This window comes from Telluria aromaticivorans, assembly GCF_013003915.1.
GTDB classification, from domain to species: Bacteria; Pseudomonadota; Gammaproteobacteria; order Burkholderiales; family Burkholderiaceae_D; genus Telluria; species Telluria aromaticivorans.
This window is the reverse complement of record NZ_JABAIV010000007.1, coordinates 237,424-262,067: the sequence shown is the minus strand read 5'-3', so window position 1 is coordinate 262,067 and position 24,644 is coordinate 237,424. Positions and strand designations below refer to the sequence as shown.

26 protein-coding genes are annotated in these 24,644 nt (G+C 62.2%); 2 read left to right on the top strand and 24 right to left on the bottom strand.

What is annotated here, in order from left to right; all coding sequences use genetic code 11:
* Positions 1 to 5: 5 nt before the first annotated feature.
* Positions 6 to 596, bottom strand: a complete 591-nt coding sequence (locus HGB41_RS18790) for a glutathione peroxidase (protein WP_171087292.1) — start codon at positions 594 to 596, stop codon at positions 6 to 8.
* 63 nt (positions 597 to 659) lie between these two features.
* Positions 660 to 1,082: a CoA-binding protein gene (locus tag HGB41_RS18785; RefSeq protein WP_171087291.1), complete on the bottom strand. Its 423-nt coding sequence runs from the start codon at positions 1,080 to 1,082 to the stop codon at positions 660 to 662.
* Positions 1,083 to 1,212: 130 nt separating this feature from the next.
* Between HGB41_RS18785 and HGB41_RS18780 the strand changes: the two genes are divergently transcribed.
* Positions 1,213 to 1,839, top strand: a complete 627-nt coding sequence (locus HGB41_RS18780; protein ID WP_171087289.1) for a peptidoglycan recognition protein family protein — start codon at positions 1,213 to 1,215, stop codon at positions 1,837 to 1,839.
* Positions 1,840 to 2,044: 205 nt separating this feature from the next.
* Here the strand turns inward: HGB41_RS18780 and HGB41_RS18775 are convergent, their stop codons facing one another.
* From HGB41_RS18775 to HGB41_RS18700, 16 genes are all read right to left on the bottom strand, one after another.
* Positions 2,045 to 3,724: a serine hydrolase gene (locus tag HGB41_RS18775; protein ID WP_171087287.1), complete on the bottom strand. Its 1,680-nt coding sequence runs from the start codon at positions 3,722 to 3,724 to the stop codon at positions 2,045 to 2,047.
* 203 nt (positions 3,725 to 3,927) lie between these two features.
* A complete protein-coding gene (locus HGB41_RS18770; protein ID WP_171087284.1) occupies positions 3,928 to 4,290 on the bottom strand; it encodes a hypothetical protein in 363 nt (120 codons plus the stop codon).
* Between the two features lie 331 nt (positions 4,291 to 4,621).
* Positions 4,622 to 5,044, bottom strand: coding sequence for a F0F1 ATP synthase subunit epsilon (locus tag HGB41_RS18765; protein ID WP_171087282.1), 423 nt, complete (start codon positions 5,042 to 5,044; stop codon positions 4,622 to 4,624).
* A 25-nt stretch (positions 5,045 to 5,069) separates the two neighbouring features.
* Entirely contained in the window at positions 5,070 to 6,476 is a 1,407-nt protein-coding gene (atpD, locus tag HGB41_RS18760; protein ID WP_171087281.1) for a F0F1 ATP synthase subunit beta, read from the bottom strand.
* 126 nt (positions 6,477 to 6,602) lie between these two features.
* Positions 6,603 to 7,478: a F0F1 ATP synthase subunit gamma gene (gene atpG / locus HGB41_RS18755; protein ID WP_171087279.1), complete on the bottom strand. Its 876-nt coding sequence runs from the start codon at positions 7,476 to 7,478 to the stop codon at positions 6,603 to 6,605.
* A gap of 56 nt (positions 7,479 to 7,534) precedes the next feature.
* Positions 7,535 to 9,076 (bottom strand): F0F1 ATP synthase subunit alpha, encoded by a 1,542-nt coding sequence (gene atpA, locus HGB41_RS18750; protein ID WP_171087277.1) that lies wholly within the window; start codon positions 9,074 to 9,076, stop codon positions 7,535 to 7,537.
* A 72-nt stretch (positions 9,077 to 9,148) separates the two neighbouring features.
* Positions 9,149 to 9,682 (bottom strand): F0F1 ATP synthase subunit delta, encoded by a 534-nt coding sequence (locus tag HGB41_RS18745; RefSeq protein WP_171087275.1) that lies wholly within the window; start codon positions 9,680 to 9,682, stop codon positions 9,149 to 9,151.
* Between the two features lie 2 nt (positions 9,683 to 9,684).
* Entirely contained in the window at positions 9,685 to 10,155 is a 471-nt protein-coding gene (locus tag HGB41_RS18740; protein ID WP_171087273.1) for a F0F1 ATP synthase subunit B, read from the bottom strand.
* Positions 10,156 to 10,228: 73 nt separating this feature from the next.
* Complete coding sequence (atpE, locus tag HGB41_RS18735; RefSeq protein ID WP_171087272.1) at positions 10,229 to 10,477, bottom strand: F0F1 ATP synthase subunit C; 249 nt, start codon at positions 10,475 to 10,477, stop codon at positions 10,229 to 10,231.
* Between the two features lie 86 nt (positions 10,478 to 10,563).
* On the bottom strand, positions 10,564 to 11,403 hold the full coding sequence (gene atpB, locus HGB41_RS18730) for a F0F1 ATP synthase subunit A (RefSeq protein ID WP_171087271.1): 840 nt from the start codon (positions 11,401 to 11,403) through the stop codon (positions 10,564 to 10,566).
* A gap of 2 nt (positions 11,404 to 11,405) precedes the next feature.
* Positions 11,406 to 11,744, bottom strand: a complete 339-nt coding sequence (locus HGB41_RS18725; protein ID WP_171087269.1) for an ATP synthase subunit I — start codon at positions 11,742 to 11,744, stop codon at positions 11,406 to 11,408.
* A 372-nt stretch (positions 11,745 to 12,116) separates the two neighbouring features.
* Positions 12,117 to 12,989 carry a ParB/RepB/Spo0J family partition protein gene (locus HGB41_RS18720; RefSeq protein WP_171087266.1) on the bottom strand — a complete coding sequence of 291 codons (873 nt, stop codon included), beginning with the start codon at positions 12,987 to 12,989 and terminating at the stop codon, positions 12,117 to 12,119.
* 25 nt (positions 12,990 to 13,014) lie between these two features.
* On the bottom strand, positions 13,015 to 13,785 hold the full coding sequence (locus HGB41_RS18715) for a ParA family protein (RefSeq protein WP_171087264.1): 771 nt from the start codon (positions 13,783 to 13,785) through the stop codon (positions 13,015 to 13,017).
* Between the two features lie 127 nt (positions 13,786 to 13,912).
* Positions 13,913 to 14,572: a 16S rRNA (guanine(527)-N(7))-methyltransferase RsmG gene (gene rsmG, locus HGB41_RS18710; RefSeq protein ID WP_171087262.1), complete on the bottom strand. Its 660-nt coding sequence runs from the start codon at positions 14,570 to 14,572 to the stop codon at positions 13,913 to 13,915.
* A complete protein-coding gene (gene mnmG / locus HGB41_RS18705; RefSeq protein ID WP_171087260.1) occupies positions 14,569 to 16,512 on the bottom strand; it encodes a tRNA uridine-5-carboxymethylaminomethyl(34) synthesis enzyme MnmG in 1,944 nt (647 codons plus the stop codon). Before mnmG ends, rsmG begins: the two co-directional genes overlap by 4 nt.
* Before the next feature lie 209 nt (positions 16,513 to 16,721).
* Positions 16,722 to 17,492, bottom strand: a complete 771-nt coding sequence (locus HGB41_RS18700; RefSeq protein ID WP_171087258.1) for a sulfite exporter TauE/SafE family protein — start codon at positions 17,490 to 17,492, stop codon at positions 16,722 to 16,724.
* 124 nt (positions 17,493 to 17,616) lie between these two features.
* Here HGB41_RS18700 and HGB41_RS18695 point away from each other — a divergent pair, with 124 nt between their 5' ends.
* On the top strand, positions 17,617 to 18,774 hold the full coding sequence (locus tag HGB41_RS18695; protein WP_171087256.1) for an iron-containing alcohol dehydrogenase: 1,158 nt from the start codon (positions 17,617 to 17,619) through the stop codon (positions 18,772 to 18,774).
* Positions 18,775 to 18,805: 31 nt separating this feature from the next.
* On the opposite strand, the gene HGB41_RS18690 is transcribed toward HGB41_RS18695, so the two are convergent.
* The 6 genes from HGB41_RS18690 to HGB41_RS18665 all read right to left on the bottom strand — a co-directional run bounded on the left by HGB41_RS18690 (position 18,806) and on the right by HGB41_RS18665 (position 24,498).
* A complete protein-coding gene (locus tag HGB41_RS18690) occupies positions 18,806 to 19,627 on the bottom strand; it encodes an alpha/beta fold hydrolase (RefSeq protein WP_171087254.1) in 822 nt (273 codons plus the stop codon).
* A 39-nt stretch (positions 19,628 to 19,666) separates the two neighbouring features.
* Complete coding sequence (locus HGB41_RS18685) at positions 19,667 to 20,644, bottom strand: branched-chain amino acid ABC transporter permease (RefSeq protein ID WP_171087251.1); 978 nt, start codon at positions 20,642 to 20,644, stop codon at positions 19,667 to 19,669.
* The gene (locus HGB41_RS18680; RefSeq protein WP_171087249.1) at positions 20,644 to 21,528 is read right to left on the bottom strand and encodes a branched-chain amino acid ABC transporter permease; all 885 of its coding nucleotides are present in this window, start codon (positions 21,526 to 21,528) and stop codon (positions 20,644 to 20,646) included. The genes HGB41_RS18685 and HGB41_RS18680 overlap by 1 nt, the downstream gene beginning before the upstream one ends.
* A 233-nt stretch (positions 21,529 to 21,761) precedes the next feature.
* Complete coding sequence (locus tag HGB41_RS18675) at positions 21,762 to 22,979, bottom strand: ABC transporter substrate-binding protein (protein ID WP_171087247.1); 1,218 nt, start codon at positions 22,977 to 22,979, stop codon at positions 21,762 to 21,764.
* A 41-nt stretch (positions 22,980 to 23,020) separates the two neighbouring features.
* Positions 23,021 to 23,728, bottom strand: coding sequence for an ABC transporter ATP-binding protein (locus tag HGB41_RS18670; RefSeq protein ID WP_171087245.1), 708 nt, complete (start codon positions 23,726 to 23,728; stop codon positions 23,021 to 23,023).
* Complete coding sequence (locus tag HGB41_RS18665; protein WP_171087243.1) at positions 23,725 to 24,498, bottom strand: ABC transporter ATP-binding protein; 774 nt, start codon at positions 24,496 to 24,498, stop codon at positions 23,725 to 23,727. The genes HGB41_RS18670 and HGB41_RS18665 overlap by 4 nt, the downstream gene beginning before the upstream one ends.
* Positions 24,499 to 24,644 lie beyond the last annotated feature (146 nt).

Here is a 24,644-nt window from a genome sequence, read left to right as displayed (position 1 = left end):
CTGGATTAGGGTGCGAGCGCCTGCTCGATCTTGCCGACCAGGGCCGGATCTTCCGGCGTCACCTTGCTCGGGAAGTGCTCGAGCACCTTGCCGTCGCGGCCGATCAGGTATTTGGTGAAGTTCCATTTCGGCGCCTGGCCGGTGGCTTTGGTCAGGCTCGAATGCAACGGGTTGGCATCCGGGCCGGTAACCACGCTCTTGGCGAACATCGGGAATTTCACGCCATAGGTGTTGAAGCAGAGGTCCGCGATCTCTTTCGCATTGCCCGGCTCCTGCTTGCCGAAATCGTTCGACGGGAAGCCCAGCACCACCAGGCCGCGGCTGCCGTATTTCGCGTACAGCTTTTCCAGGCCTTCGTACTGCTTGGTGAAGCCGCAGTAGCTGGCCGTGTTCACTACCAGCACCACCTTGCCTGCGTACTGGCACAGGTCCTGGGGCGCCTCGTCCTGCAGGCGCTTGAAGTTCTGCTTGAGGATGGCGGGGCAGCTGGCCAGCGGACGCACCGCGGCTGGAGCGGTGGATGCCTGCGCGGCAGCCGGTTGTGCGACGCTCACGGCGGCAAGGGCGCCGATCAGCAGGAGGGTGTTCTTGAACATGGCAGGAGGTTCCGGGGGGTTGACGTGCCACGATTGTAACGCAGCCGCCCCCGGTAAAGACGCTCAGGCGTTCAGGCTGCGGTGCTCGATCTTGATGCAGTGGTTCATGACGACATCGAGCCCGGCGGCGCGCGCCATGTCGGCGGCCGGCTGGTTCTCGATATCGAGCTGCATCCACAGGCAGCCGGCGCGCACTGCAATGGCGTCGCGGGCGATCGGCGGAATGTCTTCGGACTTGCGGAAGCAGTCGACGATGTCGATCCGCTGGCCGCTCGTGGCCAGGCTATCCGCCGCTTCCTGCAAGGTGGCATGGACCTTCTCGCCGAGGATGGTCTCGCCTGCATAGGCCGGGTTCACCGGGATGATTTGATAACCGGCGCCTTGCAGGTATTCGGCCACGCCATGGCTGGCGCGGTCCGGCTTGTTGGACAGGCCGACGATGGCGACGGTCTTGCTGTCGTTGAGGATCTGGGGAATGCTTCTCATGGGTGGTGTTCGCTATGCTTGGGTCAGGGCTCGGCATCAGCTTATCAGGTTTGCATCTTTTTAGCGCGCGCGCTGGCGTCCTGCGCGCAAACGTGAAAAGATTGCGCACCCGTTTATCGTGAACCCATCCATGCGCCTGCCTGCCCTCTCCTGTCTTGCTGCTGCCTTCCTGGCTTTCTCCACTGCCGCCGGGGCCGCCGAGCCGCTGTCCGTGGTCGAGCAAAGCATCGTCCCCGTCACGGCCTGGGGCGGCACCCCGGCCGACGCATCCAAGGCGCGCCGCCATACCATCTCGCAGATCACCCTGCACCACCAGGGCGAGCCGTTCAAGCCGGGCACCGACGCGCAAGCCTACCTGCGCCGCCTGCAAAGCTGGTCGCGTGTCACCAAGGGCTGGCTCGACATCCCCTACCACTATGTCATCGACCTCGACGGCCGCACCTACGGCGCGCGCGACATCGCATTTGCGGGCGACACGAATACCGACTATGACCCGGCCGGCCATGCCCTGATCGAAGTGGTCGGCAATTTCGAGGAAGTGGAACCGAACCAGCAGCAGCTCGACGCGGTCGTGAACCTGATGGCCATGCTGGCAGCGAAATACAAGGTGTCGATCGACGATATCCGCAGCCACCGCGACCACTCCGACAAGACCGTGTGCCCAGGCGCGAATCTGTACCGCTACGTCAAAGAGGATTATTTCCGGCACAAGGTGGCGTTGCGCCTGGCCGGTGAGCAGGCCGGGAAGCATCGGTAGGGTGGGCGGCTTGTGATCTGGTCCACTGGACCAGATCACCCCGCGCGTTCAACCAGCGGAAGAATAGCCGCGCCTGGATTGCATGCGTGATTTGAACGCGCGGGCGGGAGACCCGCCCACCCTACGAGTCATCGGCTGCTCGTAGGGTGGGCAGATTCTGCCCACGCGTTCAAATCACATGTGAGACCAGGCTCACCACATCACATCACAGCCTGCGCCCCGGCAAATTACGCCCACCCTGCTTCAGCACGAAGGTCTGCCCGTCCTGTCCCGCCACCGGCTCGAAGCTGATCTCGGCATCGACGTCGCGCGAGAAGAACAGCGTGTCGCTCGAGGCGAAGATCTCGAGCTTGCCCTGCCCGGTGGCCTGGGCAAAATAGCGCTCGCCCTCACGCGTCAGTTCCATCACGAAGCCGGGACGCAGCTCGTAGCGCCCGGCACGCGCATCGAACGCGGCAGCGGCAAGCTTGACCGCTTGGCGCGGGGCCGGGGCGTCGCCGCTGCGCGGCTGCACCAGGGCGCCGCTGTCGGTGTACTGCACCACTTGGGTCACCATGCCTTTGGCGTCACGCTTGAATTCAAAGTACTCGAGCGATCCCGGGATGAAGACTTCGCTGGCCGACGAGGCCTTGACCGTGACCGGCGGCCGGCCGCTGCGCTGCATGACCAGCTTGTCGCCCTCGCGGCGGAACACGCGCTGTACGCCTTTCTCGACTTCGTAGGTGCCGGTCAGGCCGTCGAGCGCTGCCGGCTGCAGCGCGACCTCGGTGAATTCGCGATACGGCTTGCCGATGGCGACGCCGGCCGCCTTGCGCGCCACCACGCCCGGATTGGCCGGGCCGCTGTCGCTGTTGGCCAGCACGGCGACGTACAGCTTCTGCTCCGGCAGGCGCAGCGCATAGGTCGAGAAGCCATTGATGCCGCCGCCATGCCCGGTCATCGGCACGCCCTGCACCTTGCCGGCTTCCCAGCCATAGCCGTAGTTGGTGTCCTTGCCATCCAGCAGGCGGTAGGACGTAAAGGCTTTCTGCCAACTGGCCGGCGTGAGCAGCTTGCCACTGCCGATGGCGGCATCCCAGCGCGCCAGGTCGTCCACGGTCGACACCAGCGAGCCGGCCGCATAGGGCTGGCTCATGCTCAGCGCATGGCTCGGGCCATAGCCCTTCTCGGCGCGACTGTGGCCGGCGGCGCCCGGTCCCTTGCTGCGCTCGAAGCCTTCATAGGCCGTATGGGCCATGCCCAGCGGGACGAAGATGCGTTGCTCGACGAATTTTGCGTAGGACTGGCCGGAGACCTTCTCGATGATCGCGCCAAGCAGGAAATAACCCGAATTGTTGTAGCGATAACGGCTACCCGGCTCGAACTCGAGCGGATCGTTCTTGAACGAGTCGATCATCTGCGCCACCGTCAGGTCCTGCGCCATGCGCGTCATGTAGCCCGGCTTGCTGGTATAGCTGACGATGCCCGAAGTATGCGTGAGCAGGTGCTCGATGGTGATGCGCTTGCCCTGGGTCGGGTAGCCGGGCAAGTGCCTGGTGATGTCGTCGTCCAGCGCCAGCTTGCCTTCTTCGGCCAGCATCAGGATGCCGGTCGAGGTGAACTGCTTGGTAATCGAGCCGAGGCGCATGGCCATCTCCGGCGCCATCTTCACCCCCTTGCCCGTGTCGGCCATGCCGTAGGCCTTGCGCAGCACGGTCTTGCCATCCTTGACCACGATGATGGTGGCGCCCGGGGCGTCGGCCTGGAAATAGGGTGCGATCGAAGCGTCGATGCGGCTGGCCAGGTCCTGGGCGGCCAGCGGGGCCCTGGCGCTGTCTTGTGCAAACGCGGCCTGTGGGTGGCACAGGAACAGTACGGCGGCGCAAATGGCGGTACGGATCAGCATGGTCGGCATCCCTTTCTTGTCGTGAAGAGTTGTAAATATACGTTTGTGCCGGCCGCGGCCGCAACCGATCACCGATCAGTTGTTGTTTCCACGGGATAGATGGTCGTTTTCAGGGGGTGACCCGGACGGCGGCCGTGGCGCGCGGGCCGGCGCAGGGCGAAGCTGCGGAAACCGCGGACGAAAGCGCGGTGTTCGGGAGCAGGTCAGGACAGCTTGGCGGAGGCCAGGAACAGCCAGGTCACGGTGATCACGACCAGGCCGGTCACGGTCATGCACGACCAGGTGAAGAACCAGGCCGACAGCACGGTGGCCTGCAGCACCCGTTCGAACAGCACGCCCAGGGTGAAATCGAAGGCGGCCAGCATCGACCAGCGGCGCATGTACAGGGGCAGGTAGCGGCTCATGCGCTGGTTGTGCTGGCGCGCGGCATGGCGCTCGTAGAGGTCGCGCGCAGCATTCACGTCGCGGAACAGCCAGTCGAAGAACAGGAAGCGGTACAAGGTCTGGCGGAACGACGGTTCCGCCGGCGCTTGCCGCTCTTCGCCATGTTGCGGGGTATCAGGCATGGTCGACTCACGATCACGGTGTCTGGACATACTAAGCCGAATGCAAGGCCGGCACTAGTACGCTACCCAATCGTGCAGGCTGGTCGCTGCGCCGCGGCAAACAATCGGATGTTCGGCACAACGGCGCGGCCGGGGGTTCATCGGCTCGCAGTTTCGCTCCACACTTCCTCGCCACACTCGGTCGTCCTCATGTAGTTGTGCTTCGCTTCGCTTACTGTGCTCAGCTCGCGGCCCGACGTTCACCCACAAGAGTGCGCCCATGCTGGGCGCACATAAAAAAGGCAGCCCGAAGGCTGCCTCTTTGGTACGGCTTGAAACGGATGCCGAGAAATCAGCGGCCGCGCGAACGCAGCTTCTGGATCGCAGCCAGCTGCGCGATCGCCGCGGCCATTTCGGCCTGGGCTTTCGCGTAGTCGATCTTCGATTCCTTGTTCAGCATCAGCTCTTCGGCCTGCTTCTTGGCTTCCAGCGCCTTCGCTTCGTCCAGGTCGCCACCGCGGATCGCGGTGTCGGCCAGCACGGTCACGCCGTTCGGCTGCACTTCGAGGATACCGCCGGCCACGAAGACAAACTCTTCGCCGCCGCCAGCCTTCTGGATGCGCACGGCGCCCGGACGGATGCGCGTGATCAGCGGGGTGTGCTTCGGGTAGATACCCAGCTCACCAGCTTCACCCGGCAGCGTGACGAATTCGGCCAGGCCGGAGAAGATCTGCGCTTCGGCCGAGACCACGTCCACTTGCATAGTGTTTGCCATGTCTGTCCTAGGTTAAGAAACCAGCTTAAGCAGCAGCCAGTTTCTTGGCTTTCTCGATAGCTTCTTCGATGGTGCCGACCATGTAGAAGGCCTGCTCCGGCAGGTGGTCCAGTTCGCCCGATGCGATCATCTTGAAGCCCTTGATCGTGTCTTTCAGCGAAACGTACTTGCCTGGTGCGCCGGTGAAGACTTCAGCGACGTGGAAAGGCTGCGACAGGAAACGCTGCATCTTGCGGGCGCGAGCGACGACCAGTTTGTCTTCCGGCGCCAGTTCGTCCATGCCCAGAATCGCGATGATGTCACGCAGTTCCTTGTAGCGCTGCAGGGTGTTCTGCACGGCGCGCGCGGTGGCGTAGTGCTCTTCGCCGACGACCAGCGGGTCCAGCTGGCGCGAGGTCGAATCGAGCGGGTCGACCGCAGGGTAGATACCCAGCGAAGCGATGTCACGCGACAGCACGACGGTCGAGTCCAGGTGGGCGAAGGTGGTAGCAGGCGACGGGTCGGTCAAGTCATCCGCAGGGACGTAGACGGCCTGGATCGAGGTGATCGAACCGGTCTTGGTCGAGGTGATGCGCTCTTGCAGGCGGCCCATCTCTTCGGCCAGGGTAGGCTGGTAGCCCACTGCCGACGGCATACGGCCCAGCAGTGCCGAGACTTCGGTACCGGCCAGGGTGTAGCGGTAGATGTTGTCGACGAAGAACAGCACGTCCTTGCCTTCGTCACGGAAGGCTTCGGCCATGGTCAGGCCGGTCAGCGCGACGCGCAGGCGGTTGCCTGGTGGTTCGTTCATCTGACCGTAGACCATTGCCACTTTCGAGTTGGCAGGGTTTTCCAGGTCGACGACTTTTGCATCGGCCATTTCGTGGTAGAAGTCGTTACCTTCACGGGTACGCTCACCCACGCCGGCGAACACGGATAGGCCCGAGTGCGCTTTGGCGATGTTGTTGATCAGTTCCATCATGTTGACGGTCTTGCCGACGCCGGCGCCGCCGAACAGGCCGACTTTACCGCCTTTGGCGAACGGGCAGACCAGGTCGATGACCTTGATGCCGGTTTCCAGCAGGTCGGTCGATGGCGACAGTTCGTCGTAGGCCGGCGCATCGCGGTGGATCGAGGCCATGCGTTCGTGGCTGACCGGACCGCATTCGTCGATCGGGTTGCCCAGCACGTCCATGATGCGACCCAGGGTCGGGGTACCGACCGGGACCATGATTGGTGCGCCGGTGTTCTGGATGATCATGCCGCGACGCATGCCGTCCGAGCTACCCAGAGCAATGGTACGGACCACGCCGTCGCCCAGCTGTTGCTGGACTTCCAGGGTCAGATCCGAGCCTTCCATTTTCAGTGCGTCGTACACTTTCGGCATGGCGTTACGTGGGAATTCCACGTCAACCACTGCGCCGATACACTGAACGATTTTGCCATCAGCCATGTTCGTTCCTTCAGAAATATAGTTAAATTCTTTTGCTTGAATCGTGAAGAGCGTTTAGTCAGTTATGGTCAGTTGGGGACAGAGTACCGCTCGCTACGCTCGCTTAACTCTTTCCCCAAATGTTTTTTAGACTGCTGCAGCGCCCGACACGATCTCGGAGAGTTCTTTGGTAATCGCAGCCTGGCGGGTCTTGTTGTAGACCAGCTTCAGGTCGCTGATGACACTGCCGGCGTTATCGCTCGCGGCCTTCATCGCAACCATGCGCGCCGATTGCTCGGACGCCAGGTTTTCTGCCACCGCCTGGTACACCAGCGCTTCCACGTAACGCACCAGCAACTCGTCGATGACGACTTGCGGTTCCGGTTCGTAGATGTAGTCCCAGCTGTGCGCGCCCGCTTCGGTCTGCAGGTGCTTGGCCGGCAGCGGCAGCAGCTGTTCGACCATCGGTTCCTGCTTCATCGTGTTGATGAACTTGGTGTAGCACAGGTAGACAGCATCGAGCTTGCCTTCCTGGTACGCGTCCAGCATCACTTTGACCGGGCCGATCAGCTTTTCCAGGTGCGGCGTATCGCCGAGCTGGGTGGCTTGCGACACCAGCTTCATGCCCAGGCGGTTCAGGAAACCGAGGCCCTTGTTGCCAATGGCAACTGCCTCGACGCGGTTACCCGCTTGTTCCTGCTCGCGCGCCTTGACGGTCACCTGGCGCAGGATGTTGGTGTTCATGCCGCCGCACAGACCCTTGTCGGTCGTGACGACGATGAAGCCCACAGCCTTCGCCTGCACGTGCTTGGCTTGCGCCATGAACGGGTGCGTGTACTCCGGGTTTGCGCCGGCCAGATTGGCGGTGATGTTACGAACCTTGTCACTATAGGGACGGGCTGCGCGCATACGGTCCTGCGCCTTGCGCATTTTCGATGCGGCGACCATTTCCATCGCCTTGGTGATCTTCTTCGTATTTTCTACGCTCTTGATCTTGCCACGAATCTCTTTGCCTGCTGCCATGAGTCCTTACTCCTTCCGCGCACCGGCGCCGTGCTCGCACGACGCCGGTTTGACGATTAATATGCGCCGGATTTCTTGAAATCAGCAATGGCAGCGGCCAGCGCAGCTTCGCCGTCCTTGTCCAGTTGCTTGGTGTCGTCGATCTTCGCCATCAGGGCAGCGTGGCCCGACTTCAGGAAGTTGTGCAGGCCGTGCTCGAATGGCAGCACTTTCTTGACTTCGATGTCGTCCAGGTAGCCTTTGTTGACGGCGAACAGCGATGCGGCCATCAGCGAGGTCGACAGCGGCGAGAACTGCGGCTGCTTCAGCAGTTCGGTGACGCGCGCGCCACGGTCCAGCTGCTTGCGGGTCGATTCATCCAGGTCCGATGCGAACTGCGCGAACGCAGCCAGCTCACGGTACTGGGCCAGGTCGGTACGGATACCGCCCGACAGGTTCTTGATGACCTTGGTCTGTGCTGCACCACCGACGCGCGACACCGAGATACCGGCGTTGATCGCAGGACGGATACCGGCGTTGAACAGCGAGGTCTCCAGGAAGATCTGGCCGTCGGTAATCGAAATCACGTTGGTCGGCACGAAGGCCGAGACGTCGCCCGCCTGGGTTTCGATGATCGGCAGTGCGGTCAGCGAACCGGTCTTGCCGGTGACGGCGCCGTTGGTGAACTTGGTCACGTAGTCGGCGTTCACGCGTGCTGCGCGCTCGAGCAGGCGGCTGTGCAGGTAGAACACGTCGCCTGGATAGGCTTCGCGGCCTGGTGGGCGGCGCAGCAGCAGCGAGATCTGGCGATAAGCGACGGCTTGCTTCGACAGGTCATCGTATACGATCAGTGCGTCTTCGCCGCGGTCGCGGAAGTATTCGCCCATCGCGCAGCCCGAGTAGGCCGAGATGTATTGCATCGCTGCCGATTCCGACGCCGAAGCGGCGACGACGATGGTGTATTCCATTGCGCCGTGCGTTTCCAGCGAGCGCACGATGTTCTTGATCGTCGAAGCCTTCTGGCCGATCGCGACGTACACGCAGGTGACGCCCTGGCCTTTTTGGTTGATGATCGCATCAACCGCAACAGCCGACTTGCCGGTCTGGCGGTCGCCAATGATCAGCTCGCGCTGGCCACGGCCGATCGGCACCATTGCGTCGATCGACTTGATGCCGGTCTGCATAGGCTGCGAGACCGATTCGCGGGCGATCACGCCCGGGGCGATCTTTTCGATCGGGGCGGTCAGGGTGGTGGCGATCGGACCCTTGCCGTCAATCGGCTGGCCCAGCGCATTGACCACGCGGCCACGCAGTTCAGGACCGATCGGCACTTCCAGGATGCGGCCGGTGGTCTTGACGATGTCGCCTTCCGAGATGTGCTCGTAGGCACCCAGGATGACCGAACCGACCGAGTCGCGCTCGAGGTTCATCGCCAGGCCGAAGGTGTTGCCAGGGAATTCCAGCATCTCGCCCTGCATCACGTCCGACAGACCGTGGATGCGGCAGATACCGTCGGCGACGGAGATCACCGTGCCTTGATTGCGAACGTCAGCCGAACCCTCGAGGCCCTGGATGCGGCTCTTGATCAGTTCGCTGATTTCAGATGAATTAAGTTGCATGAGTGCTAACTCCTAATGTTTTTGATGCGTAGGGCAAGGGCGCGGCGCGGGCGGGCGAAATGCGATGTTCGGTTACGACACCAGCGCAACATGCATCTGTTGCAGCTTGGCGCGCACCGAGGTATCGAGCACTTCGTCGCCGACGACCACGCGCACACCACCGATCAGCGAAGGATCCACTGTTACCGTTGGGTTCAGCTTGCGGCCAAATTTCTTTTCCAGCGTAGCGACCAGCTGGGCCAGCTGGTCACCCGAGATCTCGAACGCACTATGGACGGCCGCATCGGCGGCGCCTTCGTGGGCGTTCTTCAAGGCCGCAAACTGGACGGCGATCGCCGGCAGCACGTTGACGCGGCCGTTTTCGGCCAGCATCGCGATAAAGTTCTTCGCTTCGGCGTTCAGCGGCGACTTGACCAGGGACGCAATCGTGTCGCCCAGCTGTGCCGGCGTGACGTTCGGATTGCTGGCGAAGGCCTGCACGTCCGGATTGGCCCCAATCTGGCCCAGTTCCGATGCGATGGCAGACCACGCCGCCATGTCGCCCGACTGGGCAACACGGAACAGCGCTTCGGCGTAAGGGCGGGCGACGGTTGCGATTTCTGCCATGATCAGAGCTCGGTCGACAGTTTCGACAGCAGGTCGGCATGGGCCGCTGCGTTCACTTCGCGCTTCAGGATCTGCTCGGCGCCTTGCACTGCCAGCGTGGCAACCTGGCCACGCAGTTCTTCGCGGGCACGGGTCACTTGCTGCTCGGCGTCGGCCTGTGCGGCGGCGACAATACGGGCGGCTTCTTCGTTAGCGGTCAGCTTGGCTGCGTCGATGATCTGGGCAGCGCGCTTCTCGGCGTCGACAATGCGCTTCTGGACTTCGTCACGGGCGCCTGCCATTTCAGCCTGCACGCGCTTTTCAGCGGCGGCCAGGTCGGCCTTGCCACGGTCAGCAGCGGCCAGGCCATTCGCAATCCTCTCAGCGCGCTCGTCGAGCGCTTTCATCAGTGGAGGCCACACGAATTTCATCGTGAAGCCCGCCAGGATGAGGAAGACCACGAGCTGTGCAAACATCGTTGCGTTAAGGTTCACGGTATTTTCCTTCTCACAAAAACGGATGCCGAACCGTGATGGTTCGGCCCTTCAAAACCAGGCTGTCCTGATATTAGACAGGTGGGGTGAACGGATTTGCGAATGCGAACAGCATGGCGATACCGACGCCGATCAGGAATGCCGCGTCGATCAGGCCAGCCAGCAGGAACATCTTGGTCTGCAGGGTGTTCATCAGTTCTGGCTGACGTGCAGAAGCTTCGAGGTATTTACCGCCCATGATGGCGATGCCGATGCAAGCACCGATAGCACCCAGGCCGATGATCAAACCGCAAGCCAGTGCAACAAAAGAAAGGTCAGTCATGAGTTACTCCAAAAGTTAAATTGAAAACTAGATTAAAAACTACAACTTCTTTACAACCACTATCTGTTCGATGCTTGCGGCGCCGATCAGTGGCCTTCGTGAGCCTGACCGAGGTACACAAGCGTCAGCATCATGAAGATGAAGGCCTGCAGGAACACGATCAGGATGTGGAAGATCGCCCAGATCGAGCCTGCGATTACCTGGCCGACGAAACCAAAGATGGTGGCGGTCGAACCAAGCAAAGCGATCAATAAGAACAGCAGCTCGCCGGCGAACATGTTGCCGAACAGTCGCATACCGAGCGACACCATTTTTGCTGCGTATTCGATGATGTTCAGCAGGAGGTTGAACGGCGCCATCCAGATGCCAAACGGTGCTGCAAACAGTTCGTGGAGCCAGCCGCCCAGGCCCTTGACCTTGATGCCGTAGTACAGCATCAGGATGAGCACGCCGAGCGAAATGCCGATGGTGCCGTTCAGGTCTGCGGTCGGAACCACGCGGTGATACGGGAAGATGTTTTCCACACCGGCCAGGCTGAACAGGTAAGAGAACATGTCGACCGGCAGGAAGTCCAGCGAGTTCATCAGGGCAACCCAGACGAACACGGTCAGTGCAGCCGGCGCGATGAAGCTGCGGTCGCCATGAACGATCGACTTCGACTGGTCTTCCACCATCTCGACCAGCATCTCGACCGCGGCCTGGAAACGGCCCGGCACGCCGGACGTGGCGCGACGCGCAGCCATCCACATGATCAGGCAGCCGAGCACGCCCATGGCGATCGACCAGAACAGCGTGTCGTAGTGAACGACGGAAAAATCGACCGGACCGTTTTGATGCTGGTTCGACAGGTGACCCAGGTGGTGTTTGATGTATTCTGAAGCGGTGGGCGCGTGAGCTGCTGCGCCTTCTACGGTTGGATTCGCCATTATCAGTGCCTAAATAATAAGATGATGTAACTTTTCAGCGCCACGATGAACCCGGCCAACAAGGCCAGCCAGTTCAGGTCGTGGTACAACTTGGCGCTTGCGAACAGGAGCGCAAGCGTCAACGCAATCTTTACAAATTCCCAGATGAAGAATGTCACGGGGCTCGCGCCGCCCGGCCTTTGGGTACCGGCATACAGGCGAACCGCCATGATTGCATTGGGCACTACACAGCACAATCCGCCCAATACCGCAGAAAACATCGCAGCCAGTCCCCCCAGCAGTGCGGCGATGAGGCCGACGACTACCGTTGCCAACAATTGCAGGGAGACGATGCGCAGCATGTTTTTCTTATTCCGCGCTAGCGCATTGGGACGAGTTACGATGTGGTAATTACACGAATCAGCGGGATTATAAGTGGTTATACGGACGCGAGTCAAACGTTTCCGGACTTATAACTGCCCCGTAAAGATGCGCTGAAAGCAACAGAAAAAGTGCTGAAAACTCTATCTTTTCAGATACTTAACAGATGAGGTAGGCATGTGCATGACCTGCGGCTCGAGGGTGGGCAATTCGTAGTTCAGGCCACTGGCCTGAACTACCTTGCCCACGCGTTCAAGCGGCTGGTGAATATTGCACTGCGAGATGCACACGTCTGTTGAACGCGTGGGCAGAATCTGCCCACGCTACATATAGAAGATTGCGAAGCTTGCGTCTTATGCGCGCAGGCGCGCCAGCACACCATCGAGGATGTCGAGGTCGGCGAAGTCGATGATCAATTGCCCCTTGCCCTTGGTGCCCATCTTGAACATCACCGGGGTGGCGAGCTTGTCCGACAGTTCTTCTTCCAGGCGCACGATGTCGCCCGGCTTGTCCTTGGCGCGCGCCGCAGCTGCCGGGCTCGCCTCTTCCTCGATCGCACGCGCCACCAGCTTTTCGGTTTCGCGTACCGACAGGCGCTTGGCGATCACCTGGTTGGCCAGGGTGATCTGGTGCGCGCTGTCGACGGCGAGCAAGGCACGGGCATGGCCCATGTCGATGTCGCCCGCCATCAGCATGGTCTGGACCGGCGAGGCCAGGTTAATCAGGCGCAACAGGTTCGATACCGCACTGCGCGAGCGGCCGACGGCGCTGGCGGCCTGCTCATGGGTGAAATTGAAGTCGTTGATCAGGCGCTGGATGCCCTGCGCTTCTTCCAGCGGGTTCAGGTCTTCGCGCTGGATGTTCTCGATCAGGGCCATGGCCGCGGCGGACTGGTCGTCGACGTCGCGCACCAGTACCGGGATTTCATCCAGGCCGGCCATTTGCGCAGCGCGGAAGCGCCGCTCGCCGGCGATGATCTCGTAAGGCACTTTCGCTCCCTCCCCCAGCGGACGCACCAGCACCGGCTGCATGATGCCCTGGGTCTTGATCGACGCGGCCAGCTCGCTCAGCGAGGTTTCGTCCATGCGGGTGCGCGGCTGGTACTTGCCGGCCTGGATCTGAGTGATCGGCAGCGACGAGGGTGCGCTGGCCGGGGCCGGCTCGCTGTCGCCGCCCAGCAGGGCGTCGAGTCCGCGGCCGAGGCCTTTCAGTTTTTTGGTTGCCATTTCTGTGTCAGCTCTCTTTTCTGGATTACATGGTCTTGATGCGTTCGACCATTTCGGCGCCGAAGGCGATGTAGGCCTGGGCACCCTTGGACGATGGATCGAACACGACGCCGGGAATGCCGTAGGACGGCGCTTCGGCCAGGCGCACGTTGCGCGGGATGATGGTCTTGAATACCTTGTCGCCAAAGTGCTGCTCGAGCTGGCTCGAGACCTGCTGCGACAGCGTCATGCGCGTATCGAACATCACGCGCAGCAGGCCGATGATGCGCAGGTCGGTATTCAGGTTGGCGTGCACCTTCTTGATCGTGTTGACCAGGTCGGACAAGCCTTCGAGCGCGTAGTACTCGCACTGCATCGGGATGATCACGCCATGCGCCGCGCACAGGCCATTTAGCGTCAGCAGCGACAATGCCGGCGGGCAGTCGACCAGGATGAAGTCATAGTCCTCGGCGACGAGGGCCAGTGCGTCCTTGAGGCGGCGTTCGCGGTTCTCGAGCGAGACCATCTCGACCTCGGCGCCGGCCAGCTCGCGGTTGGCGGGCAGCACGTCGAAGCGCCCTGCTTCGGAGCGCAGGCGCGCGCCCGCTACATCGGCTTCCCCGAGCAGCACCTGGTAGATTGAGCTTTCCAGGGATGCCTTGTTGATGCCGGCCCCCATGGTGGCATTGCCCTGCGGGTCGAGATCGACCAGCAGCACGCGCTGGTCCAGCTTCGCAAGGCCTGCCGACAAGTTGACGGTGGTGGTGGTCTTGCCGACTCCACCCTTCTGGTTCGCTACGCAAAAAATCTTCGCCATCTATTCTTATCCGTGGAAGCAATGATACGGTGCAATGAGCAAGGCGCTATACCGTTCATACCGTACAAACCATTTTAATGGTTCGTATTGTATAAACTGTATAAACTATTTATACGGTTTATTCTGTTTAGCTTGAAACGGCGCTCGCGCGCTCGACGAAAACTAGGTGGCGTTCCGCTCCCAGCTTTGGCACCTGCAATGGCTGCAAGCCGGTCACTTTCCATTCCTCGGGAATGCGCTCCTGTTCTTCCGGGGGCGCCACCCCTTTCAGGGCGATGAATTTCCCGCCGTCGAGCAGCAGGTGTCCCGACCAGTTCAGGAAATCCGACAGGTCTGCAAAAGCGCGCGAGGTAATCACGTCGAATTTTTCGCTCACGGCAAGTTCCTGCACCTTCATCGTGTATACGGTGACGTTGGCCAGTTCCAGCTCCGCCTTGACCTGCTTGAGGAAGGCGGTTTTCTTGTGCACGGTGTCGATCATCGACACTCGCATGTCGGGCCGGCAGATGGCCAGCACGATGCCCGGCAAGCCGCCGCCCGCCCCGACATCCAGCACATTGCGTGCGTCTGCGAATGCCGGCACTGCCGCCAGTGAATCGAGCAGGTGGTGCGTGACCATCTGCATCGGGTCGCGCAGCGAGGTCAGGTTATAAATGCCGTTCCATTTATTCATCAGCGCCAGGTAATCGAGCAGCTGTTCCTGCTGCGCCTGGGTCACGCCGAGTTGCATCTCGTCGATGCCCTGGCTTAGTACCTGCGCCAGTGCGGCGCGGTCAAAATACTTCATTCAGCCAGCTCCGTGCCGTTGTTCGTGGTTGTCGTGCTAAAGCCCTTGGCGCCGCGTTTTTTCAGGTGCACCAGCAGCAGCGAGATCGCCGCCGGGGTCACGCCCGAAATGCGCGAGGCCTGGCCCAGCGTTTCCGGGCGCGCCTTGTCGAGCTTCTGGCGAACCTCGAAAGACAGGGCAGCGATGTCCAGGTAGTCCAGGTTGTCCGGCAATTTCAGGTTTTCGTAGTGGTCGTGACGTTCCACTTCTTTGGCCTGGCGGTCGATGTAGCCCGCGTATTTCAGCTGAATTTCGACTTGCTCCCGCACCGCCGGATCCTCGACACCGGGCCCGGCCAGCGGCTGGCCTTCGATGCCGTTCATGCTCATCAGGGTGTCGTACTGGACACCCGGGCGGCGCAGCAGGTCGGCCAGGTTGTATTCGCGCTCGATCGCCTGCCCTACCACGCGCTCCGATTCGGCGGCTGCCAGGATGCGCGGGTTGACCCAGGTCGAGCGCAGGCGCTCGAGTTCCCGGGCGACGGATTCGCGCTTGGTCTCGAAGGCGGCCCACTGGGCGTCGCCCACGATGCCCAGCTTGCGGCCGATTTCCGTCAGGCGCATATCCGCATTGTCTTCACGCAGCGACAGGCGGTATTCCGCGCGGCTGGTGAACATACGGTAGGGCTCGGCCACACCCTGGGTGGTCAGGTCGTCGACCAGCACGCCGAGGTAGGCTTCCGAACGGCCCGGCGTCCAAGCGTCCTGCTCCTTGGTCTGCAGCGCCGCATTCAGGCCAGCCAGCAAGCCCTGGGCCGCCGCTTCTTCGTAGCCGGTGGTGCCGTTGATCTGGCCGGCGAAGAACAGGCCCTTGATCGACTTGGTCTCGAGCGAAGCCTTCAGGCCGCGCGGGTCGAAATAATCGTATTCGATTGCATAGCCCGGGCGCAGGATGAAGGCGTTTTCCATGCCCTTCATCGAGCGCACCAAGGCCAGCTGCACGTCGAACGGCAGGCTGGTCGAGATCCCGTTCGGGTAGAACTCATGGGTCGTGAGTCCTTCCGGCTCCAGGAAGATCTGGTGCGATTCCTTGGTGGCGAAGCGGTGGATCTTGTCTTCAATCGACGGGCAATAGCGCGGTCCCACGCCTTCGATCACGCCGGTGTACATCGGGCTGCGGTCGAGACCGGCGCGAATGATGTCGTGGGTCTGCTCGTTGGTGTGCGTCACCCAGCACGGCACCTGGCGCGGGTGCATGGCGGCATTGCCCATGACCGAGAACACCGGCACCGGATCGAGGTCGCCCGGCTGTTCGGACAGCACCGAGAAATCGATGCTGCGGCCATCGATGCGCGGCGGCGTGCCGGTCTTCAGGCGCCCTTGCGGCAGCTTCAGTTCTTTCAAACGGCTCGACAGCGACATCGCCGGCGGATCGCCGGCGCGGCCACCAGAATAGCTTTGCAGGCCGACGTGGATCTTCCCGTCCAGGAAGGTACCGGCGGTCAGCACCACCGCGCGGGCGCGAAACTGCACGCCGACCTGGGTGACGGCGCCGACCACGCGATCGCCCTCCACCATCAAATCGTCCACTGCTTGCTGGAACAACCACAAGTTCGGCTGGTTTTCCAGGCGCGCACGGATCGCTGCCTTGTACAGGATGCGGTCGGCCTGGGCGCGGGTAGCGCGCACAGCCGGGCCCTTGGACGAGTTCAGGATGCGAAACTGGATGCCCGACTCATCGGTAGCGATGGCCATGGCGCCGCCGAGGGCGTCGACTTCCTTGACCAGATGGCCCTTGCCGATGCCGCCGATCGACGGATTGCAGGACATCTGGCCCAGAGTTTCGATGTTGTGGGTCAGCAGCAGGGTCTTTTGACCGGTGCGAGCGGACGCGAGTGCAGCTTCGGTGCCGGCATGGCCGCCGCCGACGACAATGACGTCGAATTGGGTTGGAAATAGCATGATGGGAGCGAGGCGAGGAGACTAATGCGCGATTATAGATTCTTTTTTCTTATAGGACTCTTTAAGGGTCTGAAAACGACAGATTTGTTTCACGTGGAACAGTTAGCTCGACCGTGGTTTGGCCCGCTGGATTGTTTCACGTGGAACAAATTAAGACGCTGATAAAAAAAAGCCGGGCAAGCCCGGCTTCATTGTTTCACGTGGAACAATCACCACCCAATCTTGGTAAAAGCATCGTAAGCCGTTTTCACGATCAGCACGGACACCACGACGAGAAAGAGCTTGCGCACGAATCCGCTGCCGTGTTTCAGCGCCAGCCTGGTGCCGATCAGGGACCCTGCCACCTGGCAGCCCGCCATCATCAGGCCCAATTGCCACAGCAAGTGCCCGCTGTAACCGAACCACATCAGCGCCGAAAAATTGCAGGCGACGTTGACGATCTTCGCTGCAGCCGACGCACTCAGGAAATCAAAGCCGAAGAAACGTACGAACAGAAAGATCAGGAAGCTGCCAGTGCCCGGACCGAAGAAGCCATCATAGAAGCCGATGGCCGCACCGATGGCGATGGCCCAGTAGCGTTCGGCCAGGCCGCTGTGTACCGGTGCATGAACCGAGCCCAGGTCTTTTTTCTTGAACGTATAGACGGCTACCGCAACCAAGATGATCGGCAGCAGCGTACGTACAAAGTCCGCCGGGACCCGCGTGACGGTCCAGGCTCCCGCGAACGACAACACGAAAGCCGCCATGGCCGCGGGCGCCGCCGTGCTCCAGGCCACCCTCACCCGGCGTGCGTAATTGACTGCCGCGGCGCTGGTGCCAAAGATGCTGGCGAACTTGTTCGTCCCCAGCAGCGTTGCGGGAACTTCCTTGGGCAGGAGGGAAAAGATGGCAGGAATCTGGATCAGGCCGCCGCCACCGACGACGGCGTCGACCAGCCCGGCGGTGAAGGCAGCGGCGCCGAGCCACACAAAATCAATCATGGGAAAAGTGAAAGGAATGCAGAGGCTGCATTGTACGGCAGCGCTTGCCGACAGCGCATGGACAGCTTGCCACGGCCGCTTGCGGATGGGTTAAGCTGGCGTGATAACAATCAGGAGACACCGCATGACCGCTTTCGCCTTCAGCACCGTAGCCACCATCCTGTCCGAACCCGGGGTCACCGGCCGCCTTGGCGACGTGATCGCAGAACGCTTCCCGGCTGCACGCCGTATCCTGATCGTCACCGATGCGGGCTTCGTGCGCACCGGACTGCTCGAGCGTCCCCAACTCAGCCTGGAACAAGCGGGCATGACGGTCGCCGTGTTTTCCGGCGTCGTAGCGGATCCGCCAGAAGCCATCGTGATGGATGCGGTCGATACAGCACGGCGCATCGCCGCCGATCTTGTAATCGGTTTTGGCGGCGGCAGTTCGATGGACGTGGCCAAGCTGGTGGCAGTGCTGGCGCCGTCGGAGCAGCCGCTCGGCGAGATCTATGGCATCGGCAAGATAAATGGGCAACGGCTGCCGCTGGTGCAGGTGCCGACCACGGCGGGTACAGGATCGGAAGTCACGAATATCGCCATCGTCACCACCGGCGCCACCACCAAGATGGGCGTGGTCGCGCCGCAGCTGTATGCGGACCTGGCAATCCTCGATGCGGCCTTGACGCTGGGGCTGCCGCCGCTGGTCACTGCGGCCACGGGTATCGATGCGATGGTGCATGCGATCGAAGCCTATACCAGCAAGCACAAGAAGAACCCGCTGTCCGATGCGCTGGCGCGCGAAGCCCTGTCGCTGTTATCAAACAACCTGGTCCGCGCATGCACACACGGCACCGCCCTGGAAGCGCGCCAGGCCATGCTGCTGGGGGCCTGCCTGGCCGGCCAGGCGTTTTCGAATGCGCCGGTCGCCGCCGTCCATGCGCTGGCCTATCCGATCGGCGGGATTTTCCACGTACCGCACGGCTTGTCCAACTCGCTGGTGCTGCCGCATGTGTTGCGTTTCAACCTGCCCCAGGCGGCGACGCTATATGCGGAGCTGGCTGGCATCGTGGTGCCCGATGCGAGCGGCAGTAATGAAGCGCGGGCAGAAGCGCTCATTGCTGCTATGCAACAAATCGGCAAGCTCACAGGAATCGAAACGACGCTGCGACAGGTGGGCATCAAGGAATCGGACCTCGACCGGCTGGCGGACGACGCCATGCTGCAGACCCGGCTGCTCGGCAACAACCCGCGGGAGGTCACCCGCGCCGATGCCCACGCGATCTATGCCGCTGCCTTATAGGATGTTTAATGCCTTATAGGCTGCTGTTTAATTAAGCAGCAGGGCGCAGGAAATCGAGCAGCAGCGCGTTCAGGCGTTCGGTTGCCGACAGCTGCATCCAGTGCCCTGCCCGCTCCAGCTTTTCGTAGCGGAAGCCGGCACGGCAATGGTGGAGGGAATCGAGCATCTGTTTTTCGCCCAGCGCCGGATCGCGGTCGCTCCAGACCCCCATCACCGGCACTTCGACCGAACGCCAGTGATGCGGGCGCCCAAGCTTGATGTTCGCCCGGTAGTAATTCAGCGCCGCCGTCAGGCGCCCTTCCGACTCCAGCGCCGCGCGCCACAACGCCAGTTGTTCGGGCCGGTTCGTTAGTTGGCGCAGGAAGAACCAGTCGTTGGCCCGGATCGCCGCTTCACCGGCGACCGGCATCAGGAAGCCGAGGATGTACCAGAAGCGCATCTGCTGGGCCACGCCTGCGCTGGCGATCGCCGCCGGATGGCCGGTGGACAGGGCCACGAAGCGCTCGAAGCGCTGCGGCGCATTCATGCATAGCTGCCAGCCGACCAGTCCGCCCCAGTCGTGGCCGACCAGCGAAACCTTGTCCAGGCCCAGCTTGTCCATCAGGCCGAGGATGTCGGCGCACAGGAATTCGATGGCATAGGCGCCGGTGCCCGGCGGCGCATCGGTCAGGCCGTAGCCGCGCAGGTCCGGCGCGATCACGCGCATGCCGCCGGCGGCCAGGGCCGGGATCTGGTGGCGCCAGATGGCGTGGGTATCGGGAAAGCCGTGCAGCAGGATGACGGCAGGTCCGTGTCCTGCGCTGACGTAATGCTTGCGCAGGCCGTGTACATCGACGAAATGGGATTCCAACATGCTCGCTCCGGGTGCCCGGTGCGCCTGCCTCAGGCCAGCCTAGGCCGCCAGTTTGCGGCCACGCTCCACCAGCGCACCTATCTCCCCAACAATACCACGGCGGAACAATAGAACACAGATAATGAAGATCAGGCCGATGACCATGCCGACCGAGTCACCCAGGGTGGCGAACCACGCGATGCCGAGCTTCTCCGCCAGCCATGCGCCAAGGTCGCCGAGCTTGTTTTCGAGCGCGATCACCAGGAAGGCGCCGAGGATCGGCCCGGCCATCGTTCCCATGCCGCCTACAAGGGTCATCAGGATGACCAGGCCCGACATGGTCCAGTGGACGTCGGTCAGGGTTTCAAAGCCCAGCACGACCGTTTTGGTGGCTCCTGCGAGCCCTGCCAGCCCCGCCGACAGCACGAAGGCCAGCAGCTTGTAGCGGTCGACGTCGTAACCGAGCGAAATGGCGCGCGGCTCGTTCTCCTTGATTGCCTTGAGCACCTGCCCAAACGGCGAATGCACGATCCGCACGATCAGCGCAAAGCCGGCGACGGCAATCGCCAGCACCACGAAGTACATCGCCAGGTCGCTGGAGAGGTCGAGCAGCCCGAACAAGTGCCCGCGCGGCACGCCCTGCAGGCCATCCTCGCCATGCGTCAGCGGCGAGCGCAGCGCGGCGAAATACACCATCTGGGCCAGCGCCAGCGTGATCATCGAAAAATAGATGCCCTGGCGGCGGATGGCGAGTGCGCCGATCACCAGCCCCAGCAGGCTAGATGCCGCCACCCCGAGCACGATGCCGAGCTCGGTCGGCAGGCCCAGCACCGTCAGCAGGTGTCCCGTCACATAGCCCGCGCTGCCGAAAAAAGCGGCATGGCCGAAAGACAGCAGGCCGGTAAAACCAATCAGGAGGTTGAAGGCGCAGGCGAACAAGGCAAAGCACAGCAGCTTCATCAGGAAGACCGGATAGGCGAAAAAGGGCGCCGCGAGGAACAGCGCCAGCGCGAGCAGGTAGCCGATTTTCTTGTTCATTATTTCTCCTTGCCAAACAATCCCGCCGGACGCAGCAGCAGGACGATCACCATCACGACGAACACGACGACTTCCGAGCCTTCCGGATAGAGCACGCGCGTCAACCCTTCGATGACGCCCAGCGCCAGCCCGGTGAGGATGGAGCCGAGGATCGAGCCCATGCCGCCGATCACGACCACGGCGAACACGACGATGATCAGGTTCGAGCCCATCAGCGGCGTGACATTGATGACGGGCGCCGCCAGTACGCCCGCGAAACCGGCCAGCGCCACGCCGAAGCCGTAGGTGAGCGTGACCATCAGCGGCACGTTGATGCCAAAGGCTTCGACCAGTTTCGGGTTCTCGGTGCCGGCGCGCAGGTAGGCGCCGAGGCGGGTCTTTTCGATGACGAACCAGGTGGACAGGCAGACGATGAGGGAGGCGGCCACCACCCAGGCGCGGTAGTTCGGCAGGATCATGAAGCCGAGGTCGGTGGCCCCGGCGAGCTGTTCCGGCACGTCGAGCGTCTGGCCGGACACCCCGAAGAAGGAGCGGAAGGTCCCTTCCAGCAGCAGCGTGATGCCGAAGGTCAGCAGCAGGCCGTACAGGTGGTCGAGCTTGTACAGCCAGCGCAGCATGGAGCGCTCGATCAGGATGCCGAGCAGGCCGACCAGGAGCGGCGCCAGCAGCAACATGGCCCAGTAGTTCAGGCCGAAGCTGGTGACGCCGATATAGGCGGTGAAGGCGCCGACCATGTACAGCGCGCCGTGGGAAAAGTTGATGACGTTGAGCAGGCCGAAGATCACGGCCAGGCCGAGCGAGAGCATGGCGTAGAAGGAGCCGTTGACCAGGCCGAGGAGGAGCTGGCTCAGCAGGGCTTGGTGGGGGATGCCGAAGATTTCCATGGGCTCGAGTCTGGGATGGCGCGTTTCGCGAACGCGCCAGGGTCTGCATGAATGAACTTGCCGCTGAAAGTGAGACCGTCGCACCGGCGAAGGCCGGTGCCCAAGTTCGTTGCGCAGCCAATGTGCACACAAAATTGGTTCCGGCCTTCGCCGGAAGTCGGAGCCGCCAGTGGCGGGTACGACGGTTTTTCAGCTAATTCAAAGAATCAAGGCTGTCTATTTGCGGAGGACTATTACTTCCACAACGCGCACTTGCTCTCCGCCTTCTTTGTATACGCCTGGTCGCCCGGGATGGTAGCCGCGACCTTGTAGTAGTCCCAGGCGCCCTTCGATTCCTGAGGCGTTTTCACCTGCATCAGGTACATGTCGTAGACCATGCGCCCGTCCGGGCGGATGATGCCGTTCTTGGCGAACATGTCGTTGACCGGGGTTTTCTTCAGGTGGGCCATGACCTTGTCGGCGTTGTCGGTGCCGGTCGCCTTGACCGCGCCCAGGTACTGCATCGCGGCCGAGTAGTCGCCGGCCTGCAGCATCGACGGCTGCTTCTTCATCTTGGCGAAATAGCGCTTGGCCCAGGCGCGCGACTCGGGCGTGCGGTCCCAGTACCAGCCTTCGGTGAAATACATGCCCTGGGTCGTGTTCAGGCCCAGGGTGTGGATATCGTTGATGAACACCAGCAGGCCGGCGATCTTCATCTTCTTGTTCAGGCCGAACTCGTTGGCGGCCTTCACTGCGTTGATCAGGTCGCCGCCGGCATTGGCCATGCCCAGCACCTGCGCCTTGGACGATTGCGCCTGCAGCAGGAAGGACGAGAAGTCCGAGGCCGAGAGCGGGTGCTTGACGCTGCCCAGCACGGTGCCGCCGCCGGCCTTGACGACATCGGCGGTGTCCTTCTCGAGCGACTGGCCAAAGGCATAGTCGGCGGTCAGGAAATACCAGGACTTGCCGCCCTGCTTGAGCATGGTCGAGCCGGTGCCGCGCGCCAGCGCCACCGTGTCGTAGGCGTAATGGACGGTGTAGGGCGTGCACTGTTCGTTGGTCAATTGCGCGGTGCCGGAACCGATCGCGATGAAGACCTTTTTCTTTTCCGCGGCGACCTTGGCCATGGCCAGGCTGGCGCCGGAATTGGTACCGCCGACCAGGAGGTCTACGCCCTGCTGGTCGAACCATTCGCGCGCCTTCGAGGCGGCGATGTCCGGCTTGTTCTGGTGGTCGGCCACGACCAGCTGGATCTTCTTGCCGTTGATGGCGCCGCCCATATCGGCGATCGCCATGCGGATCGCTTCCGCGCCGCCATTGCCGTCGACGTCGGAATAGACGCCGGAAAGGTCCGTGATGAAGCCGATCTTGATGACGTCGCCCGAGATGGCGGCGGCCGGTGCCTGTGCCGCGGTGGACATGGACAGGCCGAGGCTGGCAGCGGTGGCAAAGGCGATGGCGGTACGTTTCATGTTGTCTCCGTTGTGGTTATACACATGCGTAGTGCGGTTGTTTACACGCCGAGCAGCTCGGTGAGCACCGGCATCCTGCTGTTGAGTTCTGCGGCGGCGATGGTTTCCACCACCTGCCCGTGTTCGATCACATAAAAGCGGTCCGCCAGCGGCGCCGCGAAGCGGAAATTCTGCTCGACCATGACGATCGTGTAGCCCTTGGCCTTGAGCGCCGTGATCATGCGCGCCAGGCTTTGCACGATCACCGGAGCCAGCCCTTCGGAAATCTCGTCCAGCAGCAGCAGGCGCGCGCCCGTGCGCAGGATGCGCGCGACCGCCAGCATCTGCTGCTCGCCGCCCGACAGGCGCGTGCCCTGGCTGTTGCGGCGCTCGTACAAATTGGGGAACATCGCGTAGATCTCGTCAACCGTCATGCCTGCCCCTGCCCCCTGCAGTTGTGGCGGCAGCATCAGGTTTTCCTCGGCCGACAGCGAGGCGAAGATGCCGCGCTCCTCGGGGCAGTAGCCAATGCCGAGGTGGGCGATCTTGTGGGTCGGCAGGCCGATCGCTTCGACGCCGTTCACCTTGATCGAGCCGGTGCGGCGGCCGGTCAGGCCCAGGATGGCGCGCAGCGTGGTGGTGCGCCCGGCGCCATTACGGCCCAGCAGGGTGACGACTTCACCCGCTTCCACGCTCAAGCTGATCCCGTGCAGGATGTGGGATTCGCCATACCAGGCGTGCAGGTTCGCGATCTCGAGGGCGGCGGTCACGGGTGCGCTCCTTCCAGGCCCGCATCGGACGTGCCCATATAGGCTTCCATCACCTGCGGATTGCGCGCCACCTCGGCATACGTCCCCTCGGCCAGAACCGCGCCGCGCTGCAGGACCGAGATCCGGTCGCAGATGCCGGCGACCACATTCATGTTGTGCTCGACCATCAGGATGGTGCGCCCAGCCGAGACTTTTTTAATCAGTTCGGTGACTCTGTGGACATCTTCATGGCCCATCCCCTGGGTCGGCTCGTCCAGCAGCATCAGTTCCGGTTCCATCGCCAGGGTGGTGGCGATTTCCAGGGCGCGCTTGCGGCCGTAGGGCAGGTCTGAGCTCAAGGTGGTGGCGAAGCTTTCCAGGCCGACTTCGGCCAGTAGCGCCAGCGCCCGTTCGTCGAGTTGGCCCAGGGACTGCGTGCTGCGCCAGAAGTGGTAACTGGTGCCGAGCTGGCGCTGCAGGCCGATGCGCACGTTCTCCAGCACCGTCATGTGCGGGAAGACGGCGGAAATCTGGAACGAGCGGATGATGCCCATGCGGGCGATCTGGGCCGGCCGGGCGGCCGTGATGTCGCGCCCGTTGAACAGGATCTGCCCTCTGGTAGGGACCAGGAATTTGGTGAGCAGGTTGAAGCAGGTAGTCTTGCCGGCGCCGTTCGGGCCGATCAGGGCGTGGATGTGGCCGCGCTCGACTTGCAGGTCGACGTCGCTGACGGCAGTGAATCCCTTGAACTCCTTGGTGAGTTGCCTTGTCTCCAGGATGACATCCGCCATTGAATCTCCAGACCCGTGGTGCTGTAAACGACAGGAAGTGCGCGAGAGTAGCTTGCCAAATAATACATACAAGACCCGGTTGCCACAATACAGCCGCGCTGCTGGATCCGGTGCGAATCTGCCGTATTGGCGCACCCCGGTTGTGC

What these genes read in the sequence shown, in the direction of transcription:
- HGB41_RS18790 (WP_171087292.1), bottom strand. Translation starts at nt 596, where the DNA reads ATGTTCAAGAACACCCTCCTGCTGATCGGCGCCCTTGCCGCCGTGAGC.
- HGB41_RS18785 (WP_171087291.1), bottom strand. Translation starts at nt 1,082, where the DNA reads ATGAGAAGCATTCCCCAGATCCTCAACGACAGCAAGACCGTCGCCATC.
- HGB41_RS18780 (WP_171087289.1), top strand. Translation starts at nt 1,213, where the DNA reads ATGCGCCTGCCTGCCCTCTCCTGTCTTGCTGCTGCCTTCCTGGCTTTC.
- HGB41_RS18775 (WP_171087287.1), bottom strand. Translation starts at nt 3,724, where the DNA reads ATGCTGATCCGTACCGCCATTTGCGCCGCCGTACTGTTCCTGTGCCAC.
- HGB41_RS18770 (WP_171087284.1), bottom strand. Translation starts at nt 4,290, where the DNA reads ATGCCTGATACCCCGCAACATGGCGAAGAGCGGCAAGCGCCGGCGGAA.
- HGB41_RS18765 (WP_171087282.1), bottom strand. Translation starts at nt 5,044, where the DNA reads ATGGCAAACACTATGCAAGTGGACGTGGTCTCGGCCGAAGCGCAGATC.
- atpD (WP_171087281.1), bottom strand. Translation starts at nt 6,476, where the DNA reads ATGGCTGATGGCAAAATCGTTCAGTGTATCGGCGCAGTGGTTGACGTG.
- atpG (WP_171087279.1), bottom strand. Translation starts at nt 7,478, where the DNA reads ATGGCAGCAGGCAAAGAGATTCGTGGCAAGATCAAGAGCGTAGAAAAT.
- atpA (WP_171087277.1), bottom strand. Translation starts at nt 9,076, where the DNA reads ATGCAACTTAATTCATCTGAAATCAGCGAACTGATCAAGAGCCGCATC.
- HGB41_RS18745 (WP_171087275.1), bottom strand. Translation starts at nt 9,682, where the DNA reads ATGGCAGAAATCGCAACCGTCGCCCGCCCTTACGCCGAAGCGCTGTTC.
- atpE (WP_171087272.1), bottom strand. Translation starts at nt 10,477, where the DNA reads ATGACTGACCTTTCTTTTGTTGCACTGGCTTGCGGTTTGATCATCGGC.
- atpB (WP_171087271.1), bottom strand. Translation starts at nt 11,403, where the DNA reads ATGGCGAATCCAACCGTAGAAGGCGCAGCAGCTCACGCGCCCACCGCT.
- HGB41_RS18725 (WP_171087269.1), bottom strand. Translation starts at nt 11,744, where the DNA reads ATGCTGCGCATCGTCTCCCTGCAATTGTTGGCAACGGTAGTCGTCGGC.
- HGB41_RS18720 (WP_171087266.1), bottom strand. Translation starts at nt 12,989, where the DNA reads ATGGCAACCAAAAAACTGAAAGGCCTCGGCCGCGGACTCGACGCCCTG.
- HGB41_RS18715 (WP_171087264.1), bottom strand. Translation starts at nt 13,785, where the DNA reads ATGGCGAAGATTTTTTGCGTAGCGAACCAGAAGGGTGGAGTCGGCAAG.
- rsmG (WP_171087262.1), bottom strand. Translation starts at nt 14,572, where the DNA reads ATGAAGTATTTTGACCGCGCCGCACTGGCGCAGGTACTAAGCCAGGGC.
- mnmG (WP_171087260.1), bottom strand. Translation starts at nt 16,512, where the DNA reads ATGCTATTTCCAACCCAATTCGACGTCATTGTCGTCGGCGGCGGCCAT.
- HGB41_RS18700 (WP_171087258.1), bottom strand. Translation starts at nt 17,492, where the DNA reads ATGATTGATTTTGTGTGGCTCGGCGCCGCTGCCTTCACCGCCGGGCTG.
- HGB41_RS18695 (WP_171087256.1), top strand. Translation starts at nt 17,617, where the DNA reads ATGACCGCTTTCGCCTTCAGCACCGTAGCCACCATCCTGTCCGAACCC.
- HGB41_RS18690 (WP_171087254.1), bottom strand. Translation starts at nt 19,627, where the DNA reads ATGTTGGAATCCCATTTCGTCGATGTACACGGCCTGCGCAAGCATTAC.
- HGB41_RS18685 (WP_171087251.1), bottom strand. Translation starts at nt 20,644, where the DNA reads ATGAACAAGAAAATCGGCTACCTGCTCGCGCTGGCGCTGTTCCTCGCG.
- HGB41_RS18680 (WP_171087249.1), bottom strand. Translation starts at nt 21,528, where the DNA reads ATGGAAATCTTCGGCATCCCCCACCAAGCCCTGCTGAGCCAGCTCCTC.
- HGB41_RS18675 (WP_171087247.1), bottom strand. Translation starts at nt 22,979, where the DNA reads ATGAAACGTACCGCCATCGCCTTTGCCACCGCTGCCAGCCTCGGCCTG.
- HGB41_RS18665 (WP_171087243.1), bottom strand. Translation starts at nt 24,498, where the DNA reads ATGGCGGATGTCATCCTGGAGACAAGGCAACTCACCAAGGAGTTCAAG.